This is a genomic window from Neobacillus sp. GCM10027624, assembly GCF_042675345.1.
Taxonomy (GTDB): Bacteria; Bacillota; Bacilli; order Bacillales; family Cytobacillaceae; genus Neobacillus; species Neobacillus cucumis_D.
This window is the reverse complement of record NZ_JBHTHD010000030.1, coordinates 1-26,926: the sequence shown is the minus strand read 5'-3', so window position 1 is coordinate 26,926 and position 26,926 is coordinate 1. Positions and strand designations below refer to the sequence as shown.

Below are 26,926 nucleotides of genomic sequence, written 5' to 3'. Positions count from 1 at the left end.
GTAATAATCACCACCAACTTTGAACTTAGTATCTTTCATCTGGAAAGTTCTATACACAATCATTATATTTTTTCACATATGTGAGAAAATTTCCTTTTAGGTACAGGATTAACCACTGAATTGAAATCCAATAAATTGAAAAAAGATTAAGTAACTGGATTTTCTTCGCCCTTTTTCGATGCTTCAAGCCCCTTTATCATTTCAAAAGCAACATGAAGCCATTTTGCTATTTCGCACCCTTTTACATTGATGGTCATTTTTAATTTATTGCCATCCATTCCTGGGGTAACCATTCTTCCAAACTGACTGCTGATTTTAAACAGCTTATGGCCATCAATCTTGCTGCTTACTTTTTCATTCACTAACAATGTTACATCCTGCTTCACTTGCTTTATTTGTTCAACACCATTTAGAAGGGCATAAACCTTCATTTCTGCAATTTGGAAGAGGTATGCTACTTCATTTGGATATTCGCCAAAACGGTCAATCATTTCCTCTTGAAGCTCCTGTGCATCTTCTAATGCTTGAATACCCCTGAAGCGCTTATACATTTCAATTTTTTGATGTCCATCCTTAATGTAGGAATCCGGAATATACGCATCAATTTCCAAATCAATTTCAACCGTTTTTCTTTCAGCTTCCTTAAGGTCGCCCCGCTTTTCCTCAATGGCTTCCTTCAACATTTGTGAATACAAATCAAATCCAACCGAATCAATAAAACCATGCTGTTGTGCCCCTAATAAATTACCGGCACCCCTGATGGATAGGTCCCGCATCGCAATTTTAAATCCGGAGCCAAGCTCCGTAAATTCCTTAATTGCCTGCAAACGTTTCTCGGCAACCTCCGTCAAAACTTTATCCTTTCTATACGTAAAATAGGCATAGGCAACCCGATTCGATCTTCCAACCCGGCCGCGCAGCTGATAAAGCTGTGAAAGTCCCATTCGATCAGCATCAAAGACGATTAACGTATTGACATTAGGAATATCAACACCCGTTTCAATAATTGTTGTACTGACGAGAACATCAAATTCTCCGGATAAAAAGCTCAACATTACAGACTCTAATTCATTTTCCGACATCTGCCCATGGGCAAAAGTTACACGGGCATCCGGTACAAGCATGGAAATTTCCTCTGCCTTCCGTTCAATATCCTCTACCCGGTTATATAAAAAGTATACTTGTCCGTCACGGGCGAGTTCCCGTTCAATGGCCTCTCTGACAAGCGATCCATTATACTCCATAACATAGGTTTGCACAGGGAAACGATTTTCAGGCGGTGTTTCGATCACCGACAAATCTCGAACTCCCAGCATGGACATATGCAGAGTTCTTGGAATTGGTGTGGCTGTTAATGTTAAAACATCCACATTTGTTTTTAACCTCTTTATCTTTTCCTTATGTGTAACCCCAAACCTTTGTTCTTCATCGATAATTAACAGCCCTAAGTCACGATAAATGACATCCTTTGACAGCAGGCGGTGTGTTCCAACGACAATATCAACAGTCCCCGCCTTCAGCCCTTTTATCGTTTCCGTTTGTTGCTTTTTAGAACGAAAACGGCTTAACAAACCAATATTAATAGGGAAGTCCTGAAATCTTTCCCTTAATGTTTCAAAATGCTGTTGAGCTAGAATGGTTGTTGGCACAAGGAAGGCAACCTGTTTGCCATCGGTAATTGCTTTAAAGGCCGCACGAATAGCAACCTCCGTTTTTCCATAACCAACATCGCCGCAAAGGAGCCGGTCCATTGGACGCAATCTTTCCATATCCTTTTTAATCTCACGAATAGAACGTAACTGATCTTCTGTTTCTTGGTATGCAAAGTTTGTTTCGAATTCTCTTTGCATGTCTCCATCAGGTGAGAAAGCATAGCCAACCGCTGCTTCACGTTCGGCATACAGCTTAATTAAATCATCCGCAATATCTTGGACAGAGGATTGAACTTTCTTTTTCACCTTTTTCCAATCAGTGCCGCCAAGCTTATAGATTTTAGGCTCTTTTCCTTCAGACCCAACATATTTTTGGATTAAATCAATTTGTTCAACAGGAACATACAGTTTATCCGTTCCTTGATAACGAATATGTAAATAATCCTTATGAATTCCATTAATTACAAGTGTTTCAATACCAAGGTATTTTCCAATCCCATGGTTTACATGAACAACATAGTCACCAATCCGGAGCTCGGAATAGCTTTTAATTCTTTCCGCATTCGATAGTTTTTGCCGGCTAGTAGATTTTTTCACTCGTTTATTAAATAACTCTTCCTCGGTAATCACGGCAATTTTTTGAATGGATAATTCAAATCCAGTTTGGAGATTTCCTCTCATAATTTGAACTTTACCTGGTAATGGCTCCTGCCCTTCACCTAAAAGCGAGGATTCAATTTCATAATCCTCTAAAACCCGCTCCAGCTTTTTTACCCGTTCTTCATCGGGGCCGAGTACAAGAATAGAATAGTTGCTTTTTTTCCAACGGTCTACTTCTGCTTTAAGCAAATGCATTTGTCCATGGAAATTTTGCATAGGCTTACAAGAAACATTAATAATATTTTGCGGACTAGTATTTGTGACATGACGGAGAAATAAAGACATATAAAGGACTGGAAAATTCCTTTTTTGTAAAAGCCCGTGTAGGTCATGTGAAATAACCAGGTCATGGATAATTTGTCCCTCACCTAATAAGGAGGTATACCAGTCTGCTTCTTCCTTGACTAAAGATTCATTCATTTCATGAACCCTGCTGATTTCATCAATAAATACTAAACCGTTATGCGGAAGATAATCTAGTAAACTACCAGCATTTTCGTAGGCAAGAGATAAGTATTTATAGACTTGGTCAGGCTTTTGCTGATTTTTTAGCAGCTCTAATTCATATCCAATATTTTGTGCCAGTTGGATTTTAGCCTTTTCGTCCTTTAATTTTTTTAAGCTTTTTGCTAACCCTTCTTCTAACCTTTCAACGATTCGACTGTAATTTACATCCTCAAGAAGAATTTCTGTTGCAGGGCCAATTAAGATTTCAGAAATCTTTTCCTTGGAACGTTGGTCCTCAAGGGAGAAATAACGGATCGAATCAATTTCGGTATCAAAAAGTTCAATACGAAGCGGGTCTGATTCTGTAAGAGGATAAATATCAATAATTCCGCCCCGTACACTAAATTCTCCAGGAGTAGACACCATTTCTACCCTTACATACCCCATCTTAACAAAGGTTGTAAGCGTTCTCTCTATATCTAAGTCTTCCCCTAGTTTTAAGGAAAGTTGATAGTTTTTCCACATAGCCTTTGGCGGAGTAATTTTTTTCAAGCCAGAAATAGGAGCTATTAAAATTCCGCGGCTATTTTTGCTCCAATAGTTCAAAGCTTCAATTCTTTGAGCCTTTAATTCCGGGCTGGCAATACTCATTTCAGCAGCGATCAGTTCATTTGCCGGAAAAAGAAAAACATCCTTTTCATTTACTAGATTGACAAGATCATCATATAGCTTTTGTGCTTGCAGCAAATTATAGGTAACGAACATAATCGGCCTTTTCATTTGTTCATAAATGGATGCTGCAAAGATGGTCCTCGATGAGCCCGATAACCCTGCAATTAACTGTTCCTTTAGCCCTTCTTCCATTCCAGATATAACAGAATGTATGTCTTCCTGTCGAAGGAATAATGATGTTAAACTGTTCAACCTAAATCCTCCTCTCTCAACTGAAAAGCTAAAAGCCCTTTTTTCAGGGGCTGGAGCTGGACAGTATACAAATTTCATATATTATAAAAGTTTAAATTTCAAAACAGAAAAATGCTTTGGAGTGCATCCAAAGCTAGTTAATGAATAAGAAAATCATATTGATGGTATTCTGGAGTTCGCTCCAAAGCTTCCTGGCAGTCTTCACAAATCGAGGTTATGTGAATATCCCCAGATGGATCGTACGCAACCATTTCTTGTCTTTCCCGTTCAGTTAACTTATTCAGACCAAGCGTTTCGCTGTGTATGGATGATTGTTCGATAGAGCCTAATTTTGTGCCGCAATGCCTGCAATGATAATGGATGGCCACGCCTGTCCCTCCCTATTCTTCGATTTAATATTAGTATATTAACCCAAACAGGGGGAATCTATTCACTCTAAAGTCACTTCTCAAACCGCAAACATTCAGTTTTGGATATACGCTTTATAATATGAAAGGATGGCCTATCTCATGTACATTTACTGATTAAAATCATTCATTACTTGTATAAATGGCCTCTCCAGCCAGGCTTCACATGCATCGGCACTTTTTTGAATAACATCTTGAACCTGTGACTGCTCTTCTTTATGAAATTTCCCCAGAACATAATCAGGCACGCTCATCCCATTTTGTGGGCGGTCAATGCCGATTCGAATTCTGTTAAATTGCTGCGTGCCAAGATGGGCTACCGTGGACTTAATTCCATTATGACCGCCTGCGCTTCCCTTTTGGCGGAGACGAATTTTCCCAACAGGTAGATCAAGGTCATCATAAATCACCAAGAGGTCTTCTAAATCGATATCATAATAATCCATTACGGCGCGAATGGATTCCCCGGATAAGTTCATATAGGTCAATGGTTTTAACAATAAGACCTTTTCCCCTTTGTAGAATCCAATTCCATACAAACCTTTTAATTTGGATTGGTCTAACGGAATATTAAATCGGCGCGAAAGCTCATCAATGACATCGAAGCCTACATTGTGCCTCGTATGTTCATATTGCTTCCCCGGGTTTCCTAAACCAACCATTATTTTCATCTTTCCCACCTCTTCCGGTTCAGACCACTTTCTAAAAAATTTTCGAAGCATAAATTCTCTCCATTATTTTCGCTTTAAATAAGAACTGCAAAAGACGTAACCTTTGTTTAGGTTACGTCTATTACTATTAGTCTCCAATTGGTTCTGTTTCTCTTCCTTCTTCTTGATCAGGATGGCCGCCATCTTGCTGTTCACCTGCATTAATTTCTTCTTCCTGTTTAGGAGGAAGAATCGAGGCAACCACTTCTTCTGCATCATGATTAATCGAAAATGACCCTTGATAGAGGATATCTGCAATGGTTACATTTTCACCAACCTGCAGGTTCGTGACATCTACTTCAATCTGAGCCGGAATATTGTCAGGAGTTGATGTGATTGACAATTCGTGGACTGGCTGCTGTAGAACCCCGCCATCTTTCACACCTGCGGCCTCACCAGTAAGTACAAGTCTGACCGATACATTGATTTTTGAAGACTTATCAACTGCTAAAAAATCAACATGTGTAATTTCTTTTTTAATACAATCCTCTTGATAATCCTTTAAGACAACATCATGCTGATTTCCACTGATATCAAGAGAAAAGACACCATTCCTGCCTACAGAACGAATGGTTTTCGTTAAATCAGCAGAACTAATATAAACAGGCTTACTTTCAACCTTTGCACCATAAATAACAGCTGGAATGCTTCCAGTGTCCCGAATTTTCTTTAAAGCAGAATGACGAAATTCATTGCGTTCTTTTGCTTGTAAAACAGTACTCATTGAAATGTCACCTTCCTATTTAAGTTCACTTTATAAAATTACCCCAAAACAGGAAGGTCTAAACATTTTAATTCAGTATAATTCGGATGGATCCTTGTACGGATTAATCAAATAATGTACTTACGGACTGTTCCTCATGTACACGGATAATTGCTTCACCGATTAGTGGTGCGACAGAAAGATTTATAATTTTATCAATCTTTTTCTCTTCCGGAAGTTCAATTGAGTTTGTAACCACTAATTCTTTAATTTTTGAATTTTGAATTCTTTCAATGGCTGGACCGCTCAATACAGGGTGTGTACAGGAGGCATAAACCTCTAAAGCACCGTTTTCCACTAATGCATTTGCAGCAAGTGTAATCGTTCCAGCTGTATCAATAATATCATCAATAAGAATAGCTACCTTTCCATCAATGTTACCCACAATATTCATAACCTCGGCAACATTTGGACGCGGACGGCGTTTGTCAATAATCGCGATTGGAGCTTTTAGGCGCTCTGCCATTTTTCTAGCTCTTGTTACCCCGCCATGGTCTGGAGATACAACGACAAGATCACCGTCTAGTGCTTTGTTCTTAAAGTATTCTGATAAAATCGGCACTCCCATAAGGTGGTCAATTGGAATATCAAAGAACCCTTGAATTTGCGGTGCGTGCAAATCAAGACAAATTACACGAGTTGCTCCTGCTGTTTCAAGCAGATTTGCTACTAATTTTGCGGTAATTGGCTCACGGGCACGTGCTTTACGATCTTGACGGGCATAACCATAATAAGGCATAACAATATTAATCGTTTTTGCAGATGCTCTTTTTAATGCATCAATCATGATTAATAGTTCCATGAGATTCTCATTAATCGGATTGCTCGTTGACTGGATTACGTACACATCACAGCCGCGGATACTTTCTTCAATATTAATTTGAATTTCTCCGTCACTAAATCTAGTTACTGAACACTTTCCAAGCTCTACACCGATTACTTTTGCAATTTCTCTTGCCAAGGGAAGATTAGAATTTAAACTGAATACCTTTAAATTTGGATCTAAATATTGATTTGACATGATGGTCCTCCATTATTCTCGCTTATTTTTTCAAATTAAGCTTTTGAACGTAGTTTTCCTTATTCACTTGCTTCGCACGGGCAATGGACAATGCCTCTCCAGGTACATCCATGGTAATGGTAGAACCTGCAGCAACATATGCACCCTTCCCAACTGTAACAGGAGCAACAAGATTTGAATTACAGCCGACAAAGACATCATCTTCTATTTTGGTTAAATATTTATTTTTACCATCATAGTTAACCGTGATTGAACCACAGCCGATGTTTACATTATTACCCACTTCTGCATCTCCAATATAACTTAAATGAGAGGCTTTGCTTCCCTTACCAAATACAGCCTTCTTAATTTCAACGAAGTTTCCAATCTTCACTTCATCTTGAATGGCTGAATCAGGCCGAATATGGGCAAACGGCCCAATATTGACATTTGCGCCAATTGAGCTTTTATTAGCAGCAGATTGGCGGATAACTGTTCCATTCCCGATTTCACAAGTATCAATCTCAGAATGCGGGCCAATTTGACAATCAGAACCAATGATCGTTCTACCCTTCAGGATGGTCCCAGGATAAATCACAGTATCCTGGCCAATTTGTACATCTGTCTCAATATAGGTGTTATCGGGATCGATGAGCGTTACACCATTCCGCATATGGTCTTCATTAATCCGGTTTCGCATAATTCGCTCTGCAGTGCTTAGCGCGATTCTGTCATTCACGCCAATCGTTTCTTCAAACTTATCTGTTTGGAAAGCGGTAACAATTTCACCTTGTTCCTTTAGAATCTCGATAACATCCGGTAAATAGTATTCCCCTTGAACATTATCATTTGAGACCTTTAATAATGCCTCAAAAAGAGCCTCATTGTCGAAGCAATACGTTCCAGTATTAATTTCATTAATGGCCCGCTCTGCCTCTGTGGCATCTTTGTGTTCAACGATTTTTTCAACCAATCCGCTTTCATTTCGAATGATCCGGCCATAGCCTGTTGGATCTTCAATCCTCGCAGTCAGAATGGTAGCCTTTGCAGCTAGTTCTTGATGATGGTTAAATAAGGCTTCCATCGTTTCTGCACGAATTAATGGAGTATCACCGCAGACAACAATGGTTGTTCCCTTTTTACCAGCGAGCATTTCTTCAGCCTGAATGACCGCATGTGCCGTTCCAAGCTGTTGTTCTTGAAGAGCATAAAGGCTTTTATCGCCTAATTGGGCTTTTACCATTTCTGCTCCATGCCCGATAATCGTAACCATTTCTTCTATATCCAGCTTTGTTATTTGATCCACTACATGCTGAACCATTGGTTTTCCACAAACCGGGTGCAACACTTTATAAAGCTTTGATTTCATCCGCGTTCCTTGTCCTGCGGCTAAAATCACAGCATAACGATTAGACATGAACATGCCTCCAATTTACCTTTTTATCCATTAAAAATATTAACGCAATTTGCTTGCCTTTTCAAGGAATGTTCCGAAAGTGTCTTAATTTGTTATTTGGAGTGCCGCTTAGAGGACTGATAGAGGGGACAATTAGCGAAGAATCTAAAAAATAAAAAGAGCCTTACGTGGAAGAAAGGCCCTAGTTGTCAAAATCCTTAGGAAGCTCCGGCTTCTTCAAATTCAATTTCCAATTCACCTAAGCGGTGGTACTCTGCCAAAACAGCTTCTTGGATTTTTCCGCGTGTTCCTGAATTGATTGGATGCGCAATGTCACGAAATTCTCCGTCTGGAGTACGTTTACTTGGCATAGCTACAAATAAACCGTTGTTTCCATCGATAACACGAATGTCATGAACTACAAATTCATTGTCTAATGTGATTGATGCAATCGCTCTCATTCTTCCATCCGTATTAACGCGGCGTAATCTTACGTCAGTTACTTCCATGTGCTCACACCCTTTTCTTCTAGATAAAAAGCTAGATTAATAAATTCAACAGAAATCTTGGTTTTCCTTCTTTAATTTTAAAATTTTTTAGAAAAATTAGGGCAAAAAAGTGAACTTCTGTAAAAAACGGTAATTTTCTTACATTTTAAGACAAAATAATAAATATTTCCCTCCTTACAAATAAAAAAGCACTCGTTTATTTCACGAGCGCTACAACTTCGATCTCAACTAATACATCTTTAGGTAATCTGGCTACTTCGACACATGAACGTGCAGGTTTATGGGTGTGGAAATATTCTCCATATATTTCATTAAGCTGTGCAAATTCATCCATATTTTTAATAAAAACAGTGGCTTTTACAACTGTCTCTAATGATGCACCAGCAGCTTCTAGTACTGCTTGTAAATTTTTAAATACCTGGTGGGTTTGTACCTTAATATCTCCTTCAACCAAAGTACCTTCCGCTGTGAGTGGAATTTGACCAGAACTGTAAAACAAATTATTGACAACAATACCTTGAGAATAGGGACCAATTGCAGCTGGTGCTTGATTTGTTTGAACGATTTCCATATGTAAAACCCTCCTATTTATTCAGTGTAAAATAGTTACCTTCTTTAACATTAATCTTTTTTTCCTTCAAATCAACATCCGATAATTGAACAAGAGATAAATAGTTATCAACCAGGCGCTCTTCAATTTTTTCCGCTTCGACTAAAACAGCAATCCCGGCTACTGTAGCATTAAATTCCTCTAATAAACTAATCATGCCGATGACTGTTCCGCCAGCTTTCATGAAATCATCGACAATCAAGACCCTGGAGCCTTCTGTAAGGCTTCTCTTAGAAAGAACCATCGTTTGAATTCTTTTGGTTGAACCAGAGACATAATTAATGCTTACGGTCGGTCCCTCCGTTACTTTGCTGTCCCTTCTGACAATCACAACAGGAGCATTTAATTGACTTGCCACTGCATAGGCAAGCGGAATCCCTTTTGTTGCCACAGTCATGATGACATCAATTTTAGCTTCGGAATAAGCAGAAGCAATAATCCTTCCTGCTTTTTGGACAATTTGAGGATCCCCCAAGATATCCGTCAAATATAAATAGCCTCCAGGTAATAACCGATCAGGAGTAGCGATTAATTCACAGAGTTCTTGAACAAAAGGCCTCGCATTTTCTTTGCTTATTTGCACTAAGAATTTAACGCCTCCAGCTGCACCCGGTACCGTCTGCAAGGTTCCAAATCCTTTTTGCTCAAATGTTTCTTTGACTATCGCTAAATCTTCACTAATAGATGATTTTGCTGATTCATAACGATCGGCGAAAAATGTCAGCGGTACGAGCTGGCGAGGATGGTCCAGTAAATAATTCGTCATATCAATCAACCGTTCACTTCGACGAAACTTCATAATAACCTCCAAAAGACGAAAATTCTAATTAAAATATATCACTAACGTACGCATTTAATCAAGGAAGTGGCGTTCTCCTAACATCCTCACCGCAAAAACCTGGTCACAAAATCCTCTTAAGCCGTTATAGATTCGATGCATTCTCGAATCATGCTGAACTAAACCAAAAACCGTCGGGCCACTGCCACTCATTAGTACAGCATCAGCACCAAAGCGCTTCATTTGATCCTTGATGAGGGCTACCTCCGGATGCAGGTTTAATGTAACATCTTCTAAAACGTTCCCAACGTTTTGACAAACCTGCTGATAATCATTATTTTTTATTGCTTCAATCATTCCATTTGTGTTCGGGTGCTTCATTCCATTTAAGTCGAGGCGGCGATAGACCTCTGCTGTTGATACACCAATAAAGGGTTTCGCTAAAATCACCCAGCATGTAGGAGGAGCTGGGAGATCGGTGATAAATTCTCCTCTGCCCTTTGCTATGGCTGTCCCGCCATATACACAGAAGGAAACATCTGACCCAATTTCAGAACCGAGTTCAGCCAGCTCATCCAGTGTTAATCCGAGCCCCCATAACTTATTTAAACCTCTTAATGTTGCCGCAGCATCACTGCTGCCGCCGGCAAGGCCTGCAGCAACCGGGATTGTCTTTTCAATGGAGATCACAACCCCTTTTTTGACTTGAAAACGGTCCTTTAACAGCTGAGCAGCCTGATAGGCTAAATTTCGCTGGTCATCCGGAACGTAGCGATTATGGGAAAGAATATGTATTTTATCTTGATTTAATAAACTTAGCTCAACTCGATCGGCCAAATCAATTGTTGTCATAATCATTTCAACTTCATGATATCCATCAGGACGTTTGTTCAAAACATCTAATGATAAATTAATCTTGGCCGGTGCTTTTATTAAAAGCTTCACAACGTCCACCTACTTTAAAAATTGACAGTTCCATATTTTGTCCTATTTTACCACAAAACGGTCAATGTAAGACGTGATAGAAAAATAATCCTATCAAATATAACATTTTAACAAAAAATAATGCAGAAATGAAAGGCCAGGGGGTTTATTCCCTGGCCTGACCGTGGTGAATCTATCGGTTTAAACTGACTTCAGAAGATATCGATCTTTTGGTTAACGTTTGTTCAACAACTGTTGCTGGGCAAGCTCTATGGCACGCTTTACCATATTACCTGCGTCACGGGCTTTAATCCCGCCCCAGCCTTCTTTTTGAACCACATCATAAAAGCCAAGCTCCTTTGCGAGCTCCTCTTTAAATTGACCAGACATGACACCTCTTCTTCTGCCCATCTAAACAACCCCTTTCTTCACTCACGGTATTTATAGTATGTATAAATTTAATCTTTTCATGTTATCTATAATCATCCATGTCGATTTTTGAAGAAAGCAAAAAGCAGTAAACCACCGTTTACCGCCTAAACATTGCTCATATGTTAGCTTAAAGCTAAGTGTCCTGATGCATCTTCAAAGGTGATTTGAACGGTCTCAGTCAATACATCTGCATAGCTGTATGAAACGCGCTCAAAAGCATTCTCATCTTGATCCAACTCAATGACAAATACTGAAGGGTATGTTTCCGCTAAAACACCGGAACGCTCAATCGTTTTTCTGCGTCCTCCGTTTGCCTTAAGTAACAATCTTTTCCCTAAATTTGAGTCAAGAGCCTTTTTAATATCGGCTAAGGTTTTTGGCATTCGGTCCACCTCACTATGTAAAAGTATACCACGCAAATAACATTTTGTCAAACAAAATATAAAATTATATCAGTCCGATAAAAAGATTGTCAATATTTTTTCTTCTACTTTTTCTTCTAAATTTCAACATTTCTATGGTTTCCTTAACTTGCCTTAAATATGTATCAATCATAAAAAAAAAGCCCCTTTGAGTAAAAAAGGCTTTCAATTATTCCTCCGGAACCGGATTATACGGCATTCCAGTCCGTAATACTCCCCTTGTTTCGATTCCTCCTAATCCTTTTTCGCCGGTCAATGTATTTCTTAATACATCCCAGACATTTATCCGTTCCATAAAGGGAGTAAAGCTAATTTTGGCTACGATATATACAGGGTCAAGTGCATGGATATTGATCCTTGATGGTGAACTTGCAAAATTGGCTCCTGCATGAATGAGCGATTCAAAATGGGATTGGCAGGCACCTGCAAAAATCACCAATTGATCCAAATGCGGTATTTTTCGGCGTGCTTCCCGAACGGTTTGAACAAAATGTTTGGAATGACGATATGCATTGATATCGGTCATTTTCCCTTTTGCTTTTGAATAAGCATCATGTCCTGTGATGACAAGGATGTCGGGACGGTAATAATCAATTAATTGACCGATTTTTTCAGGCATTTCTTTTTCATTACAATGAATTCCTGTGACTGGTATCCCGATTTTATCGTATAAGTCCATACATTTCTTTAAGTAATTTGGGTCTCCATCTAAATGAAGGACCTTACCGGGAATCTGGAAGTAATTAAATGATTTGACATACCCGTCTGTTGCTTCATATTCCTGTCTGTGCTTCAATAAATCAACATCTTGTGTAAAAAGCCGGTACGATTGTTCCTCCAGAGTTCGAAATTCCTGTGTCATCCTCATTCTGTCTGTTTGGTTAATTGGAATCAAATCGTAATAGGGTGCATCTGCAATTAAGCGAAAATCTTCACCGTAGAGGATGGCAATCTTTTGACCGTTGATTTCCCGAATATCTATAATTCGGAAGAGAATATCGCAATTATGTGATTGTCTGCCGACAACATCCATTAATTTTAAATCCATTGCTGTCACTCCAATAAGACCAGCAAATAAGGCCTTCCAAATAAAGTTCCTTTCATAGGCTATGCAGAATACGGCAGATTTGTGACGGAATGGGGTGAAGGCTTGAAACACCTCTCTAAGCAAAAAAAAGACCCTCTAAGAGGTCTTCTACTTAAAATAAGGATATAATGCATCACTGAGCCTTCCGAACTCTTCTAGGGAGAGTGTTTCCCCTCTTCTAGTCGGATCAATCCCGCATCCGCCTAAAGCTTCAAGGATTTGTTCCTTTTTCTGCTTGCCATCCGGCAGCTGGCTAGTTAAATTGTTCAACAATGTCTTTCTTCTCTGGGCGAAGCTTGCTCTTGTAACTTGGAAAAAGAAACCCTCATCTTTCACCGTAACCGCAGGAGTAGTCCGCCTCGTCAGCCTGATAACCGCAGAATCGACATTAGGCTGAGGAACAAACACGGTTTTCGGAACAATCATTACCGTTTCGGCTTCCGTATAGTACTGAACAGCTATTGAAAGTGACCCGTAATCCTTTGTACCTGGAGAAGCTGAAATTCGATCCGCCACTTCCTTTTGGAGCATGACAACAATTCCGCGAATCGGCAGATGCTCCTCGAGGATTTTCATAATAATCGGTGTTGTTACGTAATACGGTAAATTTGCAACCACCATCAGATCATCAATTGTTTGAAACTCATCCTTAATGACCTCTTTTACATCTGCTTTTAAAACATCCTGATGAATCACTTTTACGTTGGAATAAGGGTCAAGAGTATCCTTTAAAATAGGCAGCAAGCGCTGATCAATTTCAAAAGCAACTACCCTTTTGCTGCTGCGGGCAAGTTGCTCGGTTAACGCACCAATCCCCGGTCCAATTTCAATGGTGCCCGTATCTTCTGTAATATTGGCAAATTCAACGATTTTTTTTAATATGTTTGTATCAATCAAAAAATTTTGTCCTAGGCTTTTCTTAAACGAAAAACCGTATTTCTCCAGTATAGCCCTTGTTCTAATAGGGGTCGCGATATCTTTATTCATTTTGTTCCTCCTGAAGCACGACTGAAAGTGCCTGTGCGAATTCCTGCTTACTGATTTGAAACATCATTAAGCGCTTATGTAGCTGTTTTCCATTTGTATAGCCAATTTTTAAAAGGTTCCCCAGCTTGATTCGGCGTTCCTTTGACCCTTCACCGCCAATTAGACCTGCTGTGACTAAATCCTCTTGGGAGATTTCTTCGACAATCGTTTCACGCATCATTTGGGCATCCTTTAAAGCCTCAACAATTGCCTCCGGGTGGGCATGTTCCACTCCGACCCCTTTCCCATTCTTGGCAATTGCCACTTCCTTTGGTAAAAAGGCATGTTTGCACCCCGGTACCTTTTCTGCAATCGTCTTTCTAATCTTTTCGCCGGGAAAATCCGGGTCGGTAAAAATAATAACCCCTCTCTTTTCTTGGGCACGTTTTACCTTCTCGATTGTTGCTTGATTTACTGCTGATCCGTTTGTTTCAATTGTATCTGCATCTACCGCCCTTTTAATGGCGGTCGTATCATCCTTGCCCTCTACCACAATTATTTCTTTAATCTTCATTTTTTCCTCCAAAAAACATAAAAAATAAAAAATTGAAAAAAATTTGAAACATTTTTGTAATGTCCATCGTCTATATAAATGAAAAACATCATACAATAGAAAAGAATCTATAAATGGTTCAGATGATGCTGCTAAAAGGCGCTCACGCTTTCCTTAGTATAAAGAAATTCGCGAAAAAAGCAAAATGCAGAGGAAGGTATCCTCTGCACAAAAAAGCTTAATTTAGGACTTTAATTTTCACCTTCCGAACACCCCAGCGATATGCCTGCGATCTGGATGGAAAGAAAACATCTATTTTGTAACCATTAATAGCCGAACCCGTATCTGCTGCTACAGCATAGCCATAGCCTTCCACAAAAACCTTTGTTCCAAGAGGAATGATATTCGGATCAACAGCAATCACTTTTACATTTGGATTCGCCCGCAGGTTAATCCCTGTTGCCGTCCTTCCCGAACAGCCGTTACAATCTGCTGTATAAGCCGTTGTACTCACATAGAACTCATTACCGGTATCACTTTCACCACGAGATACTTGTAAATCCAACTCCTTCGTTCCGACAGCCACAATCTTATCCTGTTTCTCTTTAAGCTTCTGCTCATTAATTAGTTTTCTTGAAACTTCTTTTCCATTTTCGTAGAAAACTTCATATTCTCTTGAAACAAGTCCCTTCTGGCCTTCCTTGACAGTCTTTTCTTTACCTTTAGCGAGGCTCTCATCTTTTTTTGTTATTACAGCAAAATGAACTGGTTCTTCCACTACATCGGTGACTTTTTCTACTCGAATAACGTGAATCACATTATTCTTTTTGACTGTCGCAGTTAATGACGGTTCAACTCGGTCTAATGATTTTAGTTTAATCCCCTGTTGTGTTAAAAAGTCAGCGACCGTAGTCGAAGTGGACCATACTTTCTTCCTCTTTCCACCATCTACATATGTAAGATGAAAGGCAGCTTTAATATTAATTTTCATCTTGTTTTTAATCTGTTTCTGCGGCTTAGGCAAAATTTGGTCATGTTTTTTTAACGAAATTTTCTGATTTCCTAGAAGCTCAGCAACCGTATCGGCTGTTGTCCATACCGTTTTCTTCTCGTTGTCTTTCACAATAGTAACCTGTTTTGCTTGTTTCCAGACAATCTTTTGATCATCTTTTACATTGCTATTTGTAGGCGGAAACAAGTAGTCTTGAGAGCGAATCTTTAACCCTAGCTCGTCGAATACTTCTTTGACGGTATCTGCATGTGTTTTTACGATTCTTTCTTGGCCATTCAGTGTCATTGCCACTGTTTTCTTCGACCCCTCAAACACAAGGAAACCAAGAGCACCGGCAAAAACTACTAAACTAGCGAATACAATGGGCCATTTCTTCTTGCTCACAGACCTGGAAATCAGGTTTTTCATGTTTTTGAATACGATGAAAAACGCCTCCTTCTTGTTGGAGTAAATAATAAGAACCACGCTGTCGGCTGTCAACCCTTGCATTCCTGTGAACGTATTTCTAATTATGCATAATGTTGGATGGAAAGCAAAGGAAAACTTATCGACATGGTAATCCTATTCCTTAAAGGAGACGTGTAGAACTTTTTGTTTTTCGAAAAAATTCGGACAAGTTTCTCGGTACTACGACAGCATTTTCTGTCAGTTTATGCCGAATAATTTTTTTGCATTATTGGTGGTTGCATGGGCTACTTCTTCTAGGGTTATGCCTTTTATTTCGGCAATTTGCTCAGCGACCAGCTTCACATACCCCGGTTCATTTCTTTTTCCGCGATGAGGATGGGGTGCTAAATAAGGGCAATCGGTTTCAATTAACAGTTTATCTAAAGGAATTTCAGCAGCCACTTCTTTCGGCTTTTTTGCATTTTTAAAAGTAACCGGACCGCCAAGTGATATATATAAATTCATTTTCATACATTCCTTCGCAATCTCTGGGCTGCCGCTAAAACAGTGCATGATGCCCCCGACCTCCTCTGCTCCCTCCTCCTTTAAGATCTCAACAATATCTGCCGTTGCTTCACGATTGTGAATGACGATTGGAAGCTTTACCTTTTTCGCTAGCCTGATTTGTTTGCGGAATACCTCTTTCTGGATGTCCTTTGGAGACTTATCCCAATGATAGTCCAGCCCCATTTCACCTATTGCGACAACCTTTGGATGTGCGGTTAAATCCTCGATCCATCGTAAATCCTCTTCTGTCATATCAATGGCATCAACCGGGTGCCAACCGACACAAGCATAGATAAAATCATATGTATCTGCCAAAACCATTGCCCTTTCAATCGTTGGTCGGTCAAAACCGACTACAACAAGATTGGATACCCCTTCTTCCTGTGCCCTTACAATAACCTCCTGCAAATCCTCGTTGTATTGCTCATCATTTAAATGTGCATGTGTGTCGAATAACATTTTAAAACTCCCTGTCATTAAAAGTTTAAAAACACCGAAATATCTCGAAAATTGTTTCACGTGAAACTTTATTAAAGCAAAAGAGCCCATTAAAGGCTCTTTTGTATGAAACTTTATTTCACTTTTGATCCATTTGGCAATGTTTGATCTACAGTAGCAAGTGATAATTGTCCGTCTTTTGAACCAGCCAAGATCATTCCTTGGGAAAGTTCACCGCGAAGTTTCACAGGCTTTAGGTTCGTAATGCAAATCACCTTCTGACCTACTAATTCCTCCGGCTTATAGTATTGAGCGATTCCTGAAACCACCTGACGCTTTTCATACCCCAAATCAAGCTGAAGCTTTAGAAGTTTATCCGCCTTTTTAACTGGTTCCGCCTGAATAACCTCTGCCACCCGTAAATCAATTTTCATAAAATCATCAATGGCAATCTCAGCAAGTTCTTCCGGTTTTTCTTCTTTCTTTTCTTCTGCAGCCGGTGCAGTACCGCCTTGCATTTTTGTTTTAATAAACTCAACTTCCTCCGCAATCTCAAGACGCGGGAAAAGTGGAGCATCCTTTTGAACCTTTGTTCCGCTTGGAATTAAACCGAACTTTTCAAGGCTCTCCCATGCCTTAAGGCCGGCATCCGTAATCCCTAACTGATTAAAAATACCATTCGGTGTCCGGGTTAAAAATGGCTGGAGAAGAATCGCAATTCTGCGTAATGACTCAGCAAGATGCACCATTACACTTGCAAGCTCATCTTTACGATTTTCATCTTTCGCTAATGTCCATGGCTGTGTCTCATCAATATATTTATTTGTCCGGCTTACCAATTGCCAAATCGATGCTAAGGCTACTGAAAACTCCATCTTCTCCATAGCCTCTTCATATTTAGTTACTGTCTCCCGATTCACTTGAAGTAATGTCTCATCAAACTCACCAACAGATCCTGCATAATCTGGAATGACTCCTGCAAAATATTTTTCGATCATTGCAACAGTACGATTTAACAGATTTCCTAAATCATTAGCTAGGTCAAAATTAATTCTTTCGACAAAACCCTCAGGCGTGAATACTCCGTCAGCACCAAATGGAACTTCCCTTAACAGGTAATAACGAAGAGCATCTAGTCCGTAGCGGTCAATTAAAGTTACAGGGTCTACTACATTCCCTTTTGACTTAGACATTTTTCCATCCTTCATTAACAGCCATCCATGAGCAAATACTTTCTTAGGTAGTGGAATATCCAGGGCCATTAACATAATTGGCCAATAAATCGTATGGAAACGGACAATCTCTTTACCAACAAGGTGTACATCTGCCGGCCAGTAATTTAAATATTTACTGTCGTTGTCGGTTCCATAACCAAGTGCCGTAATATAATTGGATAAGGCATCAATCCAAACATAAATGACATGCTTTGGATCCCCTGGTACTTTTACTCCCCAATCAAACGTCGTTCTAGATACCGCTAAATCCTCTAAACCAGGTTTGATAAAGTTGTTAACCATTTCATTTTTTCGGGACTCAGGCTGAATAAAATCGGGATTTTCTTCATAGTATTGCAGAAGTCTGTCAACATATTTACCCATTCTGAAAAAGTAGGACTCTTCTTTAACCTTTTCCACAGGTCTGCCACAGTCCGGGCAGTTTCCATCCACTAGTTGACGGTCAGTAAAAAAGGATTCACAAGGTGTACAGTACCAGCCTTCATATTGATCTAAATAGATATCTCCCTGCTCAAGCAGCCGAGCAAATATTTTTTCAACAATTTGCTTATGCCTCTCCTGCGTTGTCCGTATGAAATCATCATATGAGATATCGAGTTTTTTCCATAATTCTTGGATTCCTCCGACAATTTCATCCACATAGCTTTGAGGTGTGATTCCTTTTTCCTCCGCTTTACGCTGGATTTTTTGACCATGTTCATCTGTTCCCGTCAAATACATGACATCATAACCGCGCATCCTCTTATAACGTGCCATTGCGTCACCGGCGACAGTTGTATACGCATGCCCAATATGTAAATTTCCGCTTGGATAATAAATTGGTGTCGTAATATAAAACGTTTTTAATTTTTCCTCCATTTTAACCCCTCCTAAAGTAGGCAAAACTTAAACTCTACTTAACCATTATTGCCTCTTTTTTAGCCTCTTATATCATCAAAATATACCGAAAAACTTTGCTTTGTGCAACAAACCAACAATTGGCGAAAATTTACTAATTCCATTATCCCAAATGGCGGACGTAAAAGTCGAATTTTCTGCGAAGAATATGAGGAATAAAAGTAGGTATATATTGAATTTTGTAGAATTTTGTCGAATTATGAGAGCTGAAATTCTTATTCGTGATCTGCATCACAATAATAAAGAAAACTTGAAAAACTGAATAATTATTCAGTAAAACCCTGTTAAATCAAGCTTTCAGTAACTTGAAAAAATTCCCTTATTATTTATTTAATAAAATAATTGACGAATATGGGAATGGCTGGTATTATTGAGTTGTGAAAATATTGTCGAATAATGACGAAGAATAAATAGAGAAAAACAAGTTGAGAGGAGATTAGAAACACATGAAATCTACAGGAATTGTTCGTAAAGTTGATGAATTAGGACGAGTAGTTATTCCAATCGAATTAAGACGTACATTAGGTATTGCAGAAAAGGATGCGCTTGAAATCTATGTGGATGATGACCGTATTATCCTTAAAAAATACAAGCCAAATATGACTTGCCAAGTAACAGGGGAAGTTTCTGATGATAACTTAGCACTTGCCGGCGGTAAATTAATTCTTAGCCGTGAAGGTGCAGAACAATTATTAAAAGAAATCCAAGACTCATTTGAGTTAGTAAAATAAAAGACGAAAGCTCCAGACTTTATGGTCTGGAGCTTTTTTTGATTAATGTTCAATATGATAAGCCTGGTATACTTCTCGTTTATTCACTCCGCGATCCTTTGCTGTTTGTTTAATGGCTTCTTTGGATGGTATATTTTTTAGCGTGATGTAGTGATTCACATGTTCCTCAATCGTTAAATCATCCCACCAGCTGCTTGTTTCTTCATTAACTCGGTTCCCGCCTTCAACAATTAAACAAAATTCACCGCGGACTTCCTCTTGATTTGCCCATTCCACCGCCTCTTGAATACTGCCTCTGATAAATTCCTCATACCTTTTTGTTAATTCTCTGCATAAGGAAACTTTTCGATCACCGAGGATTTCCAGCATAATGGACAGAGTTTCTTTTAAACGGTGTGGTGATTCATAGAAAATCATTGTTGCTTCCTGATGTTTCAAGCCTTCTAATTCCTTACGTTTGTCCTTCTTATTACGATTCAAAAAACCATAAAAATAGAATGGCTGGGTTACAAGTCCGGAAGCAATTAAGGAAGTGAGCGCTGCATTTGCACCAGGTAATGGAACAACCGTTAACTCCTCAGCGATTGCAGCCGTTACGAGCTCATAGCCAGGGTCGGAGATGGTTGGCATTCCTGCATCGCTAACAAGGGCAATTTTTAAGCCGTCCTTTACCTTCAAAATCAATTTCTCCCCACTTGTCTCCTTATTGTGCTCGTGATAACTTACCACAGGGGTCGTAATTTCAAAGTAATTACATAGTTTTTTTGTATTTCGGGTATCTTCAGCAGCAATTAAGTCCGCTTCTTTTAAAATTCTAATTGCCCGAACGCTCATGTCTTCCAGATTTCCAATAGGGGTTGGAACGAGATAAAGAATCCCCTTTTGCTCCTCGTTTTCAAAGCTCTTTTGCTGCCACATCATAACCACCCGTTTCCCTAATTAAAAACTCCAATTTTTTCTTTCTCGTTAACCGTTTAAATTGATACTCTGCTTTTAGGGCATCACTCTTATTGTCATAAGTTTTGAAAAATGTTAATGATAACGGTCCTCTCCCTCGGGTATATTTTGCCCCTTTCCCATCATTATGGAGCTTTAGCCTTCGGTCAAGATTATTTGTATATCCTCCGTAGAAGCTTCCATCCCCGCATGTTAGTACATAAAAGATGTGATTATTTTTCTCCATATAAAATCCCTCTTATTTCGGGAGTATATTCATTGTCTTCATTATAGACAATGATCGGGGGTAAAATCTTCAAGTCTGGGCTTCCATCCTTTATGGCTTCTACTAATAAAGTATTGGCCTCTTTTCCTATCTTAGGATACACAAACTGAATCCGTTTTGGCTCAAGACGATATTTACGCATTAAAGAAATGATATCCAATAATCGCCCTGGCCGGTGAACAAATGCCACCTTCCCCCCCTGCCTTACTAACTGACTTGAAACGCTTATTGCATCCTCTAACGTGCAATAGATTTCATGGCGGGCAATGGCCAAGTGCTCATTTAAATTAATTTCACCCGTTGAAGGAGTTACAAAATAAGGTGGATTGCATGTTACCACATCAAAATTCCCATAACCCAAAAGCTTTGGTATGTTCTTAATGTCGCCGTGAATCATTTTTAGCCGGTCCTGCAGCCCATTATATTCAATACTTCTTATTGCCATATCATATAGTCTTTCTTGAATTTCCACTCCCGTAATTGTACCTTTTGTTCTTACGCTCAAAAACAAAGGAATCACTCCATTCCCACTGCACAGATCCACTAAATTTCCCTTTTGAATGGGGACATAGACAAACCGTGCCAGCAAAACGGCATCGAGTGAAAAGGCAAAAACAGAGGGACTCTGGATTATTCGTAAGTCCTCTGCTAATAAATAATCAAGCCGTTCATCATCTTTTAAATTAACCATATGTATCACCTGACTTATAAAAATAGCCTTCCTTTTGGCAGGAAGGCCGATTCTTATTTTTTATTTAGAAAAGAAAGGCAGAACAAGCAATCCCCTTCCTTACGTAAGCTCCCAAAATGAAGATTGCAAATATGAAACCCTTCATGATAAAGACGAGCAAGGTTATCATATCCTTCACCAATATCAAAGGGCTTATCACTCGGTTGTACTTGAGCTGCCCCTTTTTTCGTGGTGACATCCTTCTTTCCCTTTTCCGTGGTCACATCTAAACGGCGCCTTAGATGCTCATTCTCCAGCTTTAAATAATGATTTTCTTCTATTATTTCAGCCAGATGCTGCTTTAATTCCCCCAGCTGTTGGTAAAGCTGGCCAATTTGTGTTTCCATATTACTAACTGAATCAAATATCTCTTTTTTATCCACGTATTCCACCTCGTTAATCTGTGGATTGTATCGAAAAGGCACCTTCTTTAATGATTTCATCCAAAGTATACTCGAGAACCCGATCGTGTTCCTTTAGCTCCACCTGAAGGACCCGCTCTAAGATATTTAATCCTACCACTTTTCCTTCTCCAAGGGGAGTAACAATGATTTCACCAATATCCGGCAACTGCTCCTTGGCTGATTCATATTCATCATTTTCATATTTTAAACAGCACATGAGCCTGCCGCATAGTCCAGATATTTTCGTTGGATTTAATGATAGATTTTGATCCTTCGCCATTTTAATCGAAACGGGATCAAAGTCACCGAGAAAGGTTGAACAACAAAGCATTCTTCCGCATGGCCCAATTCCACCAAGCATTTTTGCTTCATCGCGAACACCAATTTGCCTGAGTTCAATTCTCGTACGGAAAATCGCTGCTAAATCCTTTACAAGCTCTCGGAAATCAACTCTTCCGTCAGCGGTAAAATAAAAAATGATTTTGTTACGGTCAAATGTATATTCAACATCCACTAGTTTCATATCCAGCTGATGTTCATTGACTTTTTCATTACATGTTTCATATGCTTCCTGTGCAGCCTGTTTGTTTTCCTCAACAATCATTCGATCCTTTTGATCAGCAATTCTTACTACCTTTTTAAGCGGAAGAACGACATCGTGTTCTTCTACTGTTTTTTTGGCAATAACCGCTTTGCCATATTCGACACCACGAACCGTTTCAACAATCACAAAGTCATCCTTCTGAACCTGCAGCTCTCCAGGATCAAAATAATAGATTTTCCCCGCTTTTTTAAATCGTACTCCTACAACATCATACAAACGAAGATCCCTCCTGCAATTTTAGCACAAGCTGTTCCATCATAAGCTGAGGATTCATATTAGCCGCAAGCTTTTTCTTTGCTTCAAGAATAGCTGACATTTGATCGGTTAAGCGCCGCCTAGATGCCTGCAGGGCAAATTGTTTTAGCCGTTCTCTATCTTCGAGATAAACAATCTGCTCCTGCTTGTCTAGCTGAATATATAGTAAATCTTTAAAAATAAGAAGTAATAGATCTAAACCACGATTAATCTGTTCTTTCTCTTTAAAGTGAGGAAACCAATCCCCTTGGAGCATAATCATCGCCTCCAATGGACTTCTTTTCAACACTTCATATAATTTTACCACGACTTTTTGGGCTTGTGCAAACCAATCATCCCTATTTAATGACAATGCGTCTTCCAGACTATTCGTTAATTGGGCAAGAAGTGGTGCCTTCATTGGTTCAACGCCATTTTCTATCAATTGTTTCACCATTGCGTGTGGAGATAACGGCTGGAATGTTAATACCTGACACCGTGAAAGAATGGTAGGCAAGATTTTCTGCGGCTGCTCCGTTAGCAGGAAGGCTGTCGTTTGGGAACTTGGCTCCTCAAGGAATTTTAGCAAGCTATTGGAGGCACTGACACTCATTTTATCAGCATGCACCAGTATATAGACCTTTTTTAGGGATTCAACTCCCTTTTTTGAAAACTCCGCCTGAAGGTTTCTTATTTGATCTACTTTAATGGATTGACCATCCGGTTCAACTATATGCACATCAGGGTGGTTGCCATGATTAATCCGCTTACAATTCGAGCAGGCTTCACATGGATTATACCCATTCATCGGGGATTCACAAAAAAGAGCTTTTGTATATAAAAGGGCAATCTCTTTTTTGCCTGTCCCCCTAATGCCTTCAAGTAGGTATGCATGGGCAACTCGGTGTTTCTGTATACTGTTTTTAATCATTTTTAATACAGTTGGTTGTACCACTTCCAGTTGATCCCATGTTTTAACCAAAATCATCACTCACTTCTATAATTTAAAACCTCTTAGATTAAAAATGCATAAACTGTTCAATTGGCAGAACGAAGACTGTTGCTCCCCCTACTTCTACCTCAACGGGATAGGGAACATAAGAGTCTGCGTTTCCACCCATGGGGGAAACTGGGGCTACTAATTGATCACGTGCCCTGCAGTTGTCCTTAATAATTTGAAGAGCTCGATCCACACGAATATCTTCTGTACCGATCATAAACGTGGTATTGCCGGATTTTAAAAATCCACCTGTACTCGCAAGTTTAGTAGCGCGGAAATTATTCTCTACCAAAGCCTTTGATAACCGATTGCTATCTTGGTCCTGAACAACTGCAATGATTAGTTTCATTCGTTTCACCCTTTCAATTATCGTTACCGACTTCCGTTTCTATAATTATAACAGGTATTAAGTGTCTTTACATACTAGAAAAGGGGTAGTTTTCCTTTTGAAGGATAGAAAAAAAGCCTTAAGGTTAAGGCTTTGTCTCTTCTAATTTATCCTTTATAATCTGAAATGTCCTTTGGAATACCTCTTCTAGCGTTCCTGAAGCATCTATTTTAACAATCCTATCTGCAAAACGCTCCAAAATATGATGATATCCTTCCCTTACCTTTTGGTGGAATTCAAGATTTTCTAAATCTAAGCGATTAATTTCCCGTCCTTTATTTTTATTAATTCGCTTTAACCCTACCTCAGGCTCAATATCAAAGTAAATCGTTAAATCAGGCATCATATTCTCAATGGCAAACTGGTTAATATTCAGTACCTCATCTATTCCCAATCCTCGTGCATATCCTTGATATGCTAAAGAGCTATCAACAAACCGATCACAAAAGACCACTTTTCCTTCCCCTAATGCAGGCTTTACCTTTTCAATTAAATGCTGTCTTCGTGCAGCTGCATACAGCAAAGCTTCTGTCCGCGGATCCATAGCCGTATTTTCTTGATTCAAGATTACACCTCTAATTTGTTCCGCTATATCGATACCGCCCGGCTCCCTTGTCAGTATTGCATCCTCATATTGCCTCGCAACCATACTAATGATGGTTGTCTTCCCTGCACCATCCGGGCCTTCAAATGTAATAAACATTCCATTCTTCATTAAATTAACCCTCCAAAACCCATCTTAAGATGTCCTATATACGCTTATTAGACCACTTTTTAAAAAGCTTCCGCCCTGAAACCGTGCACCGCTAACCATTAATCTTACAAGATTTCGTATTTGCCCGTCCGTAATTCGTTCCCCTTTTAGTAGCAGCGGAATACCTGGGGGATAGGGAACGATGGTTTCCGCAGATACTTGGTCAACTGACTCTAAGAGTGGGATTTTTCTTTCCCTCAAATCTTCCATTTTTCTATAAGGGATGGCCAGTCCAGAGATTTTTTGTTCAATCGTCTTAGTTTCTATATTTATCTCATTATCCTTAATACCCTCTAAAACTTTTTGAATTTTCCCCGCCGTTTCTTCAAAAGGATAGATTTGATTTTCCTTAAGCAAAGGGAGAATCAGCAATACATTGTGTGGATCTGCAAGTTCCGTAAAAATCCCCTGCTCCTCCAATATGCTTTGAAGATCAAATCCACTAAGATGGCTGGTTGACTGGATCGTTATTTTCAGCGGGTCACCTAAATGATTCGGATAAGTTAAGACTTTTATACCTGAAATCTCTTTGAGTAATTGCTTAAATCGATTTCTTTCCTTTAAAAAATACAGTACATCCTCCTGTTGGTAGGAGAATAGATAATGCCTTGCTATATCTAATGACGCCATAATCGGATAGGACGGGCTGCTCGATTGAAGAATTTGCAAGTAATCCTTGACCCTATCCATTTGAATTCGATTGCCATTAACATGTAAATAAGATCCCATTGTCATAGCTGGGAGTGTTTTATGTGCAGATTGAACTACGATATCAGCCCCTAATTGTACAGCTGAAGGCGGAAAAGGGCTGCCTACAATAAAATGAGGTCCATGAGCCTCATCAACTAATACAGGAATATTATGTATATGGGCATAATTTATAATACTTTCTAAATCGTATGCCATCCCGTAGTAATTAGGGTAGGTTAAGATCAATGCACTGGCATTAGGATATAAATCAATTGCTTCCTTTACTGTTTCTAAATGAACACCTGAAGCAACTTTCCACTCATTATCTATCTCCGGTTCTAAAAAAATCGGATTTACCTTCGCTAATCGTAACCCATTTACTACTGATTTATGACAATTCCTTTGAACAAGCACAAGATCATCCTCACGACAGGCCGCCATGATCATCGCCAAATTTCCAACTGTCGATCCATTAATAAGAAAAAAACTGCTTCTGGTTTGATATAGATCTTGCAGAAGCTGTTCAGCCTCCAAAATTGCTCCCTCAGGTGAGTGCAAATCATCTAATCCTGAGAGTTCTGTCGCATCGAGCTTAAGGATTTGTTCAAAATAATCCTTTGCAATTGTTCCATATTTATGCCCCGGTACATGAAAGGAAATTGGACTTTTGTTGATGTGTTCTACTAATGCTTGATAAAGTGGGATTTTTTGTTGGTTTTTCATTTACGTTACATCCTTAAAAGAGTCCTATCTATTTTATCAAAAGATTGATTTCTTTCCCATTTGTTTGCAAAAAAATAAAGTCCTAAAAGGACTTGGTTAAGAAAATATCTCCGGTGTAGTGATTTTTTTTAATTGTTTTAAAAAGTATTTATATTTTGGGTCACTGGTTTCTGTATTAATTAAGTCTTTTTCACATTCCATGCAGATAAATGACGTGTATAGATGTATACCTTTCGGTTTTAGCTGATCACAAATAACACACGTTTCCTCATGATATTTTTGTGCAAAAATTGAACTCAATTCGTCCACCTCCATACACCCATTCTTCCCTAAATAAATAATTGTATACAATTTTTTGAATAGTCTTTTTCAGGGGTTCCTGTTTCTTAGTTTATGCCCTCTTTTGGAATTGGGTGTATGTCTATATACGATTTCTTTTTATATACTTCGTACTTTTTTGGATTTTTTACCTTGGTCAGGTTTACCTCCCGAATTTGGACATCTACATTCCATCATCCATGCCACTCACCCTAGTACTATCTTAATTCCTATGCAAAAAAGGACAACCCTCAACGGTTGTCCTTCACTTGCCTGGCAACGTCCTACTCTCACAGGGGGACAGCCCCCAACTACCATCGGCGCTGAGAAGCTTAACTTCCGTGTTCGGTAT

The 26,926-nt window shown here is 39.2% G+C and carries 29 protein-coding genes and 1 rRNA gene; 1 reads left to right on the top strand and 29 read right to left on the bottom strand.

The window, feature by feature from the left end:
• Positions 1 to 146: 146 nt before the first annotated feature.
• The 18 genes from mfd to metG all read right to left on the bottom strand — a co-directional run bounded on the left by mfd (position 147) and on the right by metG (position 18,737).
• Positions 147 to 3,683: a transcription-repair coupling factor gene (gene mfd / locus ACFQZ9_RS28875; protein ID WP_498946783.1), complete on the bottom strand. Its 3,537-nt coding sequence runs from the start codon at positions 3,681 to 3,683 to the stop codon at positions 147 to 149.
• A gap of 137 nt (positions 3,684 to 3,820) precedes the next feature.
• Positions 3,821 to 4,051, bottom strand: coding sequence for an anti-sigma-F factor Fin (gene fin / locus ACFQZ9_RS28870; protein ID WP_026574030.1), 231 nt, complete (start codon positions 4,049 to 4,051; stop codon positions 3,821 to 3,823).
• Between the two features lie 149 nt (positions 4,052 to 4,200).
• Positions 4,201 to 4,761, bottom strand: a complete 561-nt coding sequence (gene pth, locus ACFQZ9_RS28865) for an aminoacyl-tRNA hydrolase (RefSeq protein WP_498946806.1) — start codon at positions 4,759 to 4,761, stop codon at positions 4,201 to 4,203.
• A gap of 127 nt (positions 4,762 to 4,888) precedes the next feature.
• Positions 4,889 to 5,524, bottom strand: coding sequence for a 50S ribosomal protein L25/general stress protein Ctc (locus tag ACFQZ9_RS28860; protein WP_198313703.1), 636 nt, complete (start codon positions 5,522 to 5,524; stop codon positions 4,889 to 4,891).
• 103 nt (positions 5,525 to 5,627) lie between these two features.
• Positions 5,628 to 6,584, bottom strand: a complete 957-nt coding sequence (locus ACFQZ9_RS28855; RefSeq protein WP_026574033.1) for a ribose-phosphate diphosphokinase — start codon at positions 6,582 to 6,584, stop codon at positions 5,628 to 5,630.
• 22 nt (positions 6,585 to 6,606) lie between these two features.
• Positions 6,607 to 7,980 (bottom strand): bifunctional N-acetylglucosamine-1-phosphate uridyltransferase/glucosamine-1-phosphate acetyltransferase, encoded by a 1,374-nt coding sequence (glmU, locus tag ACFQZ9_RS28850; protein ID WP_498946782.1) that lies wholly within the window; start codon positions 7,978 to 7,980, stop codon positions 6,607 to 6,609.
• 197 nt (positions 7,981 to 8,177) lie between these two features.
• Complete coding sequence (gene spoVG / locus ACFQZ9_RS28845) at positions 8,178 to 8,468, bottom strand: septation regulator SpoVG (RefSeq protein WP_026574035.1); 291 nt, start codon at positions 8,466 to 8,468, stop codon at positions 8,178 to 8,180.
• Positions 8,469 to 8,664: 196 nt separating this feature from the next.
• Positions 8,665 to 9,039 carry a RidA family protein gene (locus ACFQZ9_RS28840; protein WP_198313705.1) on the bottom strand — a complete coding sequence of 125 codons (375 nt, stop codon included), beginning with the start codon at positions 9,037 to 9,039 and terminating at the stop codon, positions 8,665 to 8,667.
• Between the two features lie 13 nt (positions 9,040 to 9,052).
• Entirely contained in the window at positions 9,053 to 9,877 is an 825-nt protein-coding gene (purR, locus tag ACFQZ9_RS28835; protein WP_198313706.1) for a pur operon repressor, read from the bottom strand.
• A 54-nt stretch (positions 9,878 to 9,931) separates the two neighbouring features.
• Complete coding sequence (gene ispE / locus ACFQZ9_RS28830) at positions 9,932 to 10,801, bottom strand: 4-(cytidine 5'-diphospho)-2-C-methyl-D-erythritol kinase (RefSeq protein WP_198313707.1); 870 nt, start codon at positions 10,799 to 10,801, stop codon at positions 9,932 to 9,934.
• Positions 10,802 to 11,014: 213 nt separating this feature from the next.
• A complete protein-coding gene (locus tag ACFQZ9_RS28825; protein ID WP_198313708.1) occupies positions 11,015 to 11,191 on the bottom strand; it encodes a small, acid-soluble spore protein, alpha/beta type in 177 nt (58 codons plus the stop codon).
• 143 nt (positions 11,192 to 11,334) lie between these two features.
• Positions 11,335 to 11,595 carry a biofilm formation stimulator Veg gene (gene veg, locus ACFQZ9_RS28820; RefSeq protein WP_026574040.1) on the bottom strand — a complete coding sequence of 87 codons (261 nt, stop codon included), beginning with the start codon at positions 11,593 to 11,595 and terminating at the stop codon, positions 11,335 to 11,337.
• A 208-nt stretch (positions 11,596 to 11,803) separates the two neighbouring features.
• On the bottom strand, positions 11,804 to 12,682 hold the full coding sequence (gene yabG, locus ACFQZ9_RS28815; RefSeq protein WP_498946781.1) for a sporulation peptidase YabG: 879 nt from the start codon (positions 12,680 to 12,682) through the stop codon (positions 11,804 to 11,806).
• 147 nt (positions 12,683 to 12,829) lie between these two features.
• On the bottom strand, positions 12,830 to 13,708 hold the full coding sequence (gene rsmA, locus ACFQZ9_RS28810; RefSeq protein ID WP_198313709.1) for a 16S rRNA (adenine(1518)-N(6)/adenine(1519)-N(6))-dimethyltransferase RsmA: 879 nt from the start codon (positions 13,706 to 13,708) through the stop codon (positions 12,830 to 12,832).
• The gene (gene rnmV, locus ACFQZ9_RS28805) at positions 13,701 to 14,261 is read right to left on the bottom strand and encodes a ribonuclease M5 (RefSeq protein WP_498946780.1); all 561 of its coding nucleotides are present in this window, start codon (positions 14,259 to 14,261) and stop codon (positions 13,701 to 13,703) included. The genes rsmA and rnmV overlap by 8 nt, the downstream gene beginning before the upstream one ends.
• A 217-nt stretch (positions 14,262 to 14,478) precedes the next feature.
• Positions 14,479 to 15,660 (bottom strand): ubiquitin-like domain-containing protein, encoded by a 1,182-nt coding sequence (locus ACFQZ9_RS28800; protein WP_498946805.1) that lies wholly within the window; start codon positions 15,658 to 15,660, stop codon positions 14,479 to 14,481.
• Positions 15,661 to 15,897: 237 nt separating this feature from the next.
• Positions 15,898 to 16,665: a TatD family hydrolase gene (locus ACFQZ9_RS28795; protein WP_498946779.1), complete on the bottom strand. Its 768-nt coding sequence runs from the start codon at positions 16,663 to 16,665 to the stop codon at positions 15,898 to 15,900.
• A 113-nt stretch (positions 16,666 to 16,778) separates the two neighbouring features.
• On the bottom strand, positions 16,779 to 18,737 hold the full coding sequence (gene metG / locus ACFQZ9_RS28790; RefSeq protein ID WP_498946778.1) for a methionine--tRNA ligase: 1,959 nt from the start codon (positions 18,735 to 18,737) through the stop codon (positions 16,779 to 16,781).
• A gap of 485 nt (positions 18,738 to 19,222) precedes the next feature.
• On the opposite strand from metG, the gene abrB reads away from it, so the two are divergent.
• Positions 19,223 to 19,507 carry a transition state genes transcriptional regulator AbrB gene (gene abrB / locus ACFQZ9_RS28785; protein WP_198313713.1) on the top strand — a complete coding sequence of 95 codons (285 nt, stop codon included), beginning with the start codon at positions 19,223 to 19,225 and terminating at the stop codon, positions 19,505 to 19,507.
• Between the two features lie 42 nt (positions 19,508 to 19,549).
• On the opposite strand, the gene rsmI is transcribed toward abrB, so the two are convergent.
• The 11 genes from rsmI to rrf form a co-directional block, all read right to left on the bottom strand.
• Positions 19,550 to 20,425 (bottom strand): 16S rRNA (cytidine(1402)-2'-O)-methyltransferase, encoded by an 876-nt coding sequence (gene rsmI / locus ACFQZ9_RS28780; protein WP_498946777.1) that lies wholly within the window; start codon positions 20,423 to 20,425, stop codon positions 19,550 to 19,552.
• Positions 20,403 to 20,690, bottom strand: coding sequence for a GIY-YIG nuclease family protein (locus ACFQZ9_RS28775; RefSeq protein ID WP_198313715.1), 288 nt, complete (start codon positions 20,688 to 20,690; stop codon positions 20,403 to 20,405). The genes rsmI and ACFQZ9_RS28775 overlap by 23 nt, the downstream gene beginning before the upstream one ends.
• Positions 20,677 to 21,420 (bottom strand): tRNA1(Val) (adenine(37)-N6)-methyltransferase, encoded by a 744-nt coding sequence (locus ACFQZ9_RS28770; protein WP_498946776.1) that lies wholly within the window; start codon positions 21,418 to 21,420, stop codon positions 20,677 to 20,679. Before ACFQZ9_RS28770 ends, ACFQZ9_RS28775 begins: the two co-directional genes overlap by 14 nt.
• A 53-nt stretch (positions 21,421 to 21,473) precedes the next feature.
• Positions 21,474 to 21,842, bottom strand: a complete 369-nt coding sequence (yabA, locus tag ACFQZ9_RS28765; protein WP_498946775.1) for an initiation-control protein YabA — start codon at positions 21,840 to 21,842, stop codon at positions 21,474 to 21,476.
• A gap of 13 nt (positions 21,843 to 21,855) precedes the next feature.
• Positions 21,856 to 22,683: a PSP1 domain-containing protein gene (locus tag ACFQZ9_RS28760; protein ID WP_198313718.1), complete on the bottom strand. Its 828-nt coding sequence runs from the start codon at positions 22,681 to 22,683 to the stop codon at positions 21,856 to 21,858.
• On the bottom strand, positions 22,676 to 23,683 hold the full coding sequence (holB, locus tag ACFQZ9_RS28755; protein ID WP_498946773.1) for a DNA polymerase III subunit delta': 1,008 nt from the start codon (positions 23,681 to 23,683) through the stop codon (positions 22,676 to 22,678). Before holB ends, ACFQZ9_RS28760 begins: the two co-directional genes overlap by 8 nt.
• A gap of 37 nt (positions 23,684 to 23,720) precedes the next feature.
• Positions 23,721 to 24,050, bottom strand: a complete 330-nt coding sequence (gene darA, locus ACFQZ9_RS28750) for a cyclic di-AMP receptor DarA (RefSeq protein ID WP_026574054.1) — start codon at positions 24,048 to 24,050, stop codon at positions 23,721 to 23,723.
• Between the two features lie 124 nt (positions 24,051 to 24,174).
• A complete protein-coding gene (gene tmk, locus ACFQZ9_RS28745) occupies positions 24,175 to 24,804 on the bottom strand; it encodes a dTMP kinase (RefSeq protein WP_498946771.1) in 630 nt (209 codons plus the stop codon).
• A gap of 24 nt (positions 24,805 to 24,828) precedes the next feature.
• On the bottom strand, positions 24,829 to 26,256 hold the full coding sequence (locus ACFQZ9_RS28740) for an aminotransferase class I/II-fold pyridoxal phosphate-dependent enzyme (protein WP_498946770.1): 1,428 nt from the start codon (positions 26,254 to 26,256) through the stop codon (positions 24,829 to 24,831).
• A 96-nt stretch (positions 26,257 to 26,352) separates the two neighbouring features.
• Entirely contained in the window at positions 26,353 to 26,571 is a 219-nt protein-coding gene (locus tag ACFQZ9_RS28735) for a sigma factor G inhibitor Gin (protein WP_419180555.1), read from the bottom strand.
• Between the two features lie 274 nt (positions 26,572 to 26,845).
• A 5S ribosomal RNA gene (gene rrf / locus ACFQZ9_RS28730) occupies positions 26,846 to 26,926 on the bottom strand; the annotation flags it as partial.

Excerpts from the sequence above, each read along its gene's own strand:
- pth (WP_498946806.1), bottom strand. The coding sequence starts at position 4,761 with ATGAAAATAATGGTTGGTTTAGGAAACCCGGGGAAGCAATATGAACAT.
- ACFQZ9_RS28860 (WP_198313703.1), bottom strand. The coding sequence starts at position 5,524 with ATGAGTACTGTTTTACAAGCAAAAGAACGCAATGAATTTCGTCATTCT.
- ACFQZ9_RS28855 (WP_026574033.1), bottom strand. The coding sequence starts at position 6,584 with ATGTCAAATCAATATTTAGATCCAAATTTAAAGGTATTCAGTTTAAAT.
- glmU (WP_498946782.1), bottom strand. The coding sequence starts at position 7,980 with ATGTCTAATCGTTATGCTGTGATTTTAGCCGCAGGACAAGGAACGCGG.
- spoVG (WP_026574035.1), bottom strand. The coding sequence starts at position 8,468 with ATGGAAGTAACTGACGTAAGATTACGCCGCGTTAATACGGATGGAAGA.
- ACFQZ9_RS28840 (WP_198313705.1), bottom strand. The coding sequence starts at position 9,039 with ATGGAAATCGTTCAAACAAATCAAGCACCAGCTGCAATTGGTCCCTAT.
- purR (WP_198313706.1), bottom strand. The coding sequence starts at position 9,877 with ATGAAGTTTCGTCGAAGTGAACGGTTGATTGATATGACGAATTATTTA.
- ACFQZ9_RS28825 (WP_198313708.1), bottom strand. The coding sequence starts at position 11,191 with ATGGGCAGAAGAAGAGGTGTCATGTCTGGTCAATTTAAAGAGGAGCTC.
- veg (WP_026574040.1), bottom strand. The coding sequence starts at position 11,595 with ATGCCAAAAACCTTAGCCGATATTAAAAAGGCTCTTGACTCAAATTTA.
- yabG (WP_498946781.1), bottom strand. The coding sequence starts at position 12,682 with ATGGATTTAAAATTAATGGATGTTGTCGGCAGACAATCACATAATTGC.
- rsmA (WP_198313709.1), bottom strand. The coding sequence starts at position 13,708 with ATGAATAAAGATATCGCGACCCCTATTAGAACAAGGGCTATACTGGAG.
- rnmV (WP_498946780.1), bottom strand. The coding sequence starts at position 14,261 with ATGAAGATTAAAGAAATAATTGTGGTAGAGGGCAAGGATGATACGACC.
- ACFQZ9_RS28800 (WP_498946805.1), bottom strand. The coding sequence starts at position 15,660 with ATGAAAAACCTGATTTCCAGGTCTGTGAGCAAGAAGAAATGGCCCATT.
- ACFQZ9_RS28795 (WP_498946779.1), bottom strand. The coding sequence starts at position 16,665 with ATGTTATTCGACACACATGCACATTTAAATGATGAGCAATACAACGAG.
- metG (WP_498946778.1), bottom strand. The coding sequence starts at position 18,737 with ATGGAGGAAAAATTAAAAACGTTTTATATTACGACACCAATTTATTAT.
- abrB (WP_198313713.1), top strand. The coding sequence starts at position 19,223 with ATGAAATCTACAGGAATTGTTCGTAAAGTTGATGAATTAGGACGAGTA.
- rsmI (WP_498946777.1), bottom strand. The coding sequence starts at position 20,425 with ATGTGGCAGCAAAAGAGCTTTGAAAACGAGGAGCAAAAGGGGATTCTT.
- ACFQZ9_RS28775 (WP_198313715.1), bottom strand. The coding sequence starts at position 20,690 with ATGGAGAAAAATAATCACATCTTTTATGTACTAACATGCGGGGATGGA.
- ACFQZ9_RS28770 (WP_498946776.1), bottom strand. The coding sequence starts at position 21,420 with ATGGTTAATTTAAAAGATGATGAACGGCTTGATTATTTATTAGCAGAG.
- darA (WP_026574054.1), bottom strand. The coding sequence starts at position 24,050 with ATGAAACTAATCATTGCAGTTGTTCAGGACCAAGATAGCAATCGGTTA.
- tmk (WP_498946771.1), bottom strand. The coding sequence starts at position 24,804 with ATGAAGAATGGAATGTTTATTACATTTGAAGGCCCGGATGGTGCAGGG.
- ACFQZ9_RS28740 (WP_498946770.1), bottom strand. The coding sequence starts at position 26,256 with ATGAAAAACCAACAAAAAATCCCACTTTATCAAGCATTAGTAGAACAC.
- ACFQZ9_RS28735 (WP_419180555.1), bottom strand. The coding sequence starts at position 26,571 with ATGGAGGTGGACGAATTGAGTTCAATTTTTGCACAAAAATATCATGAG.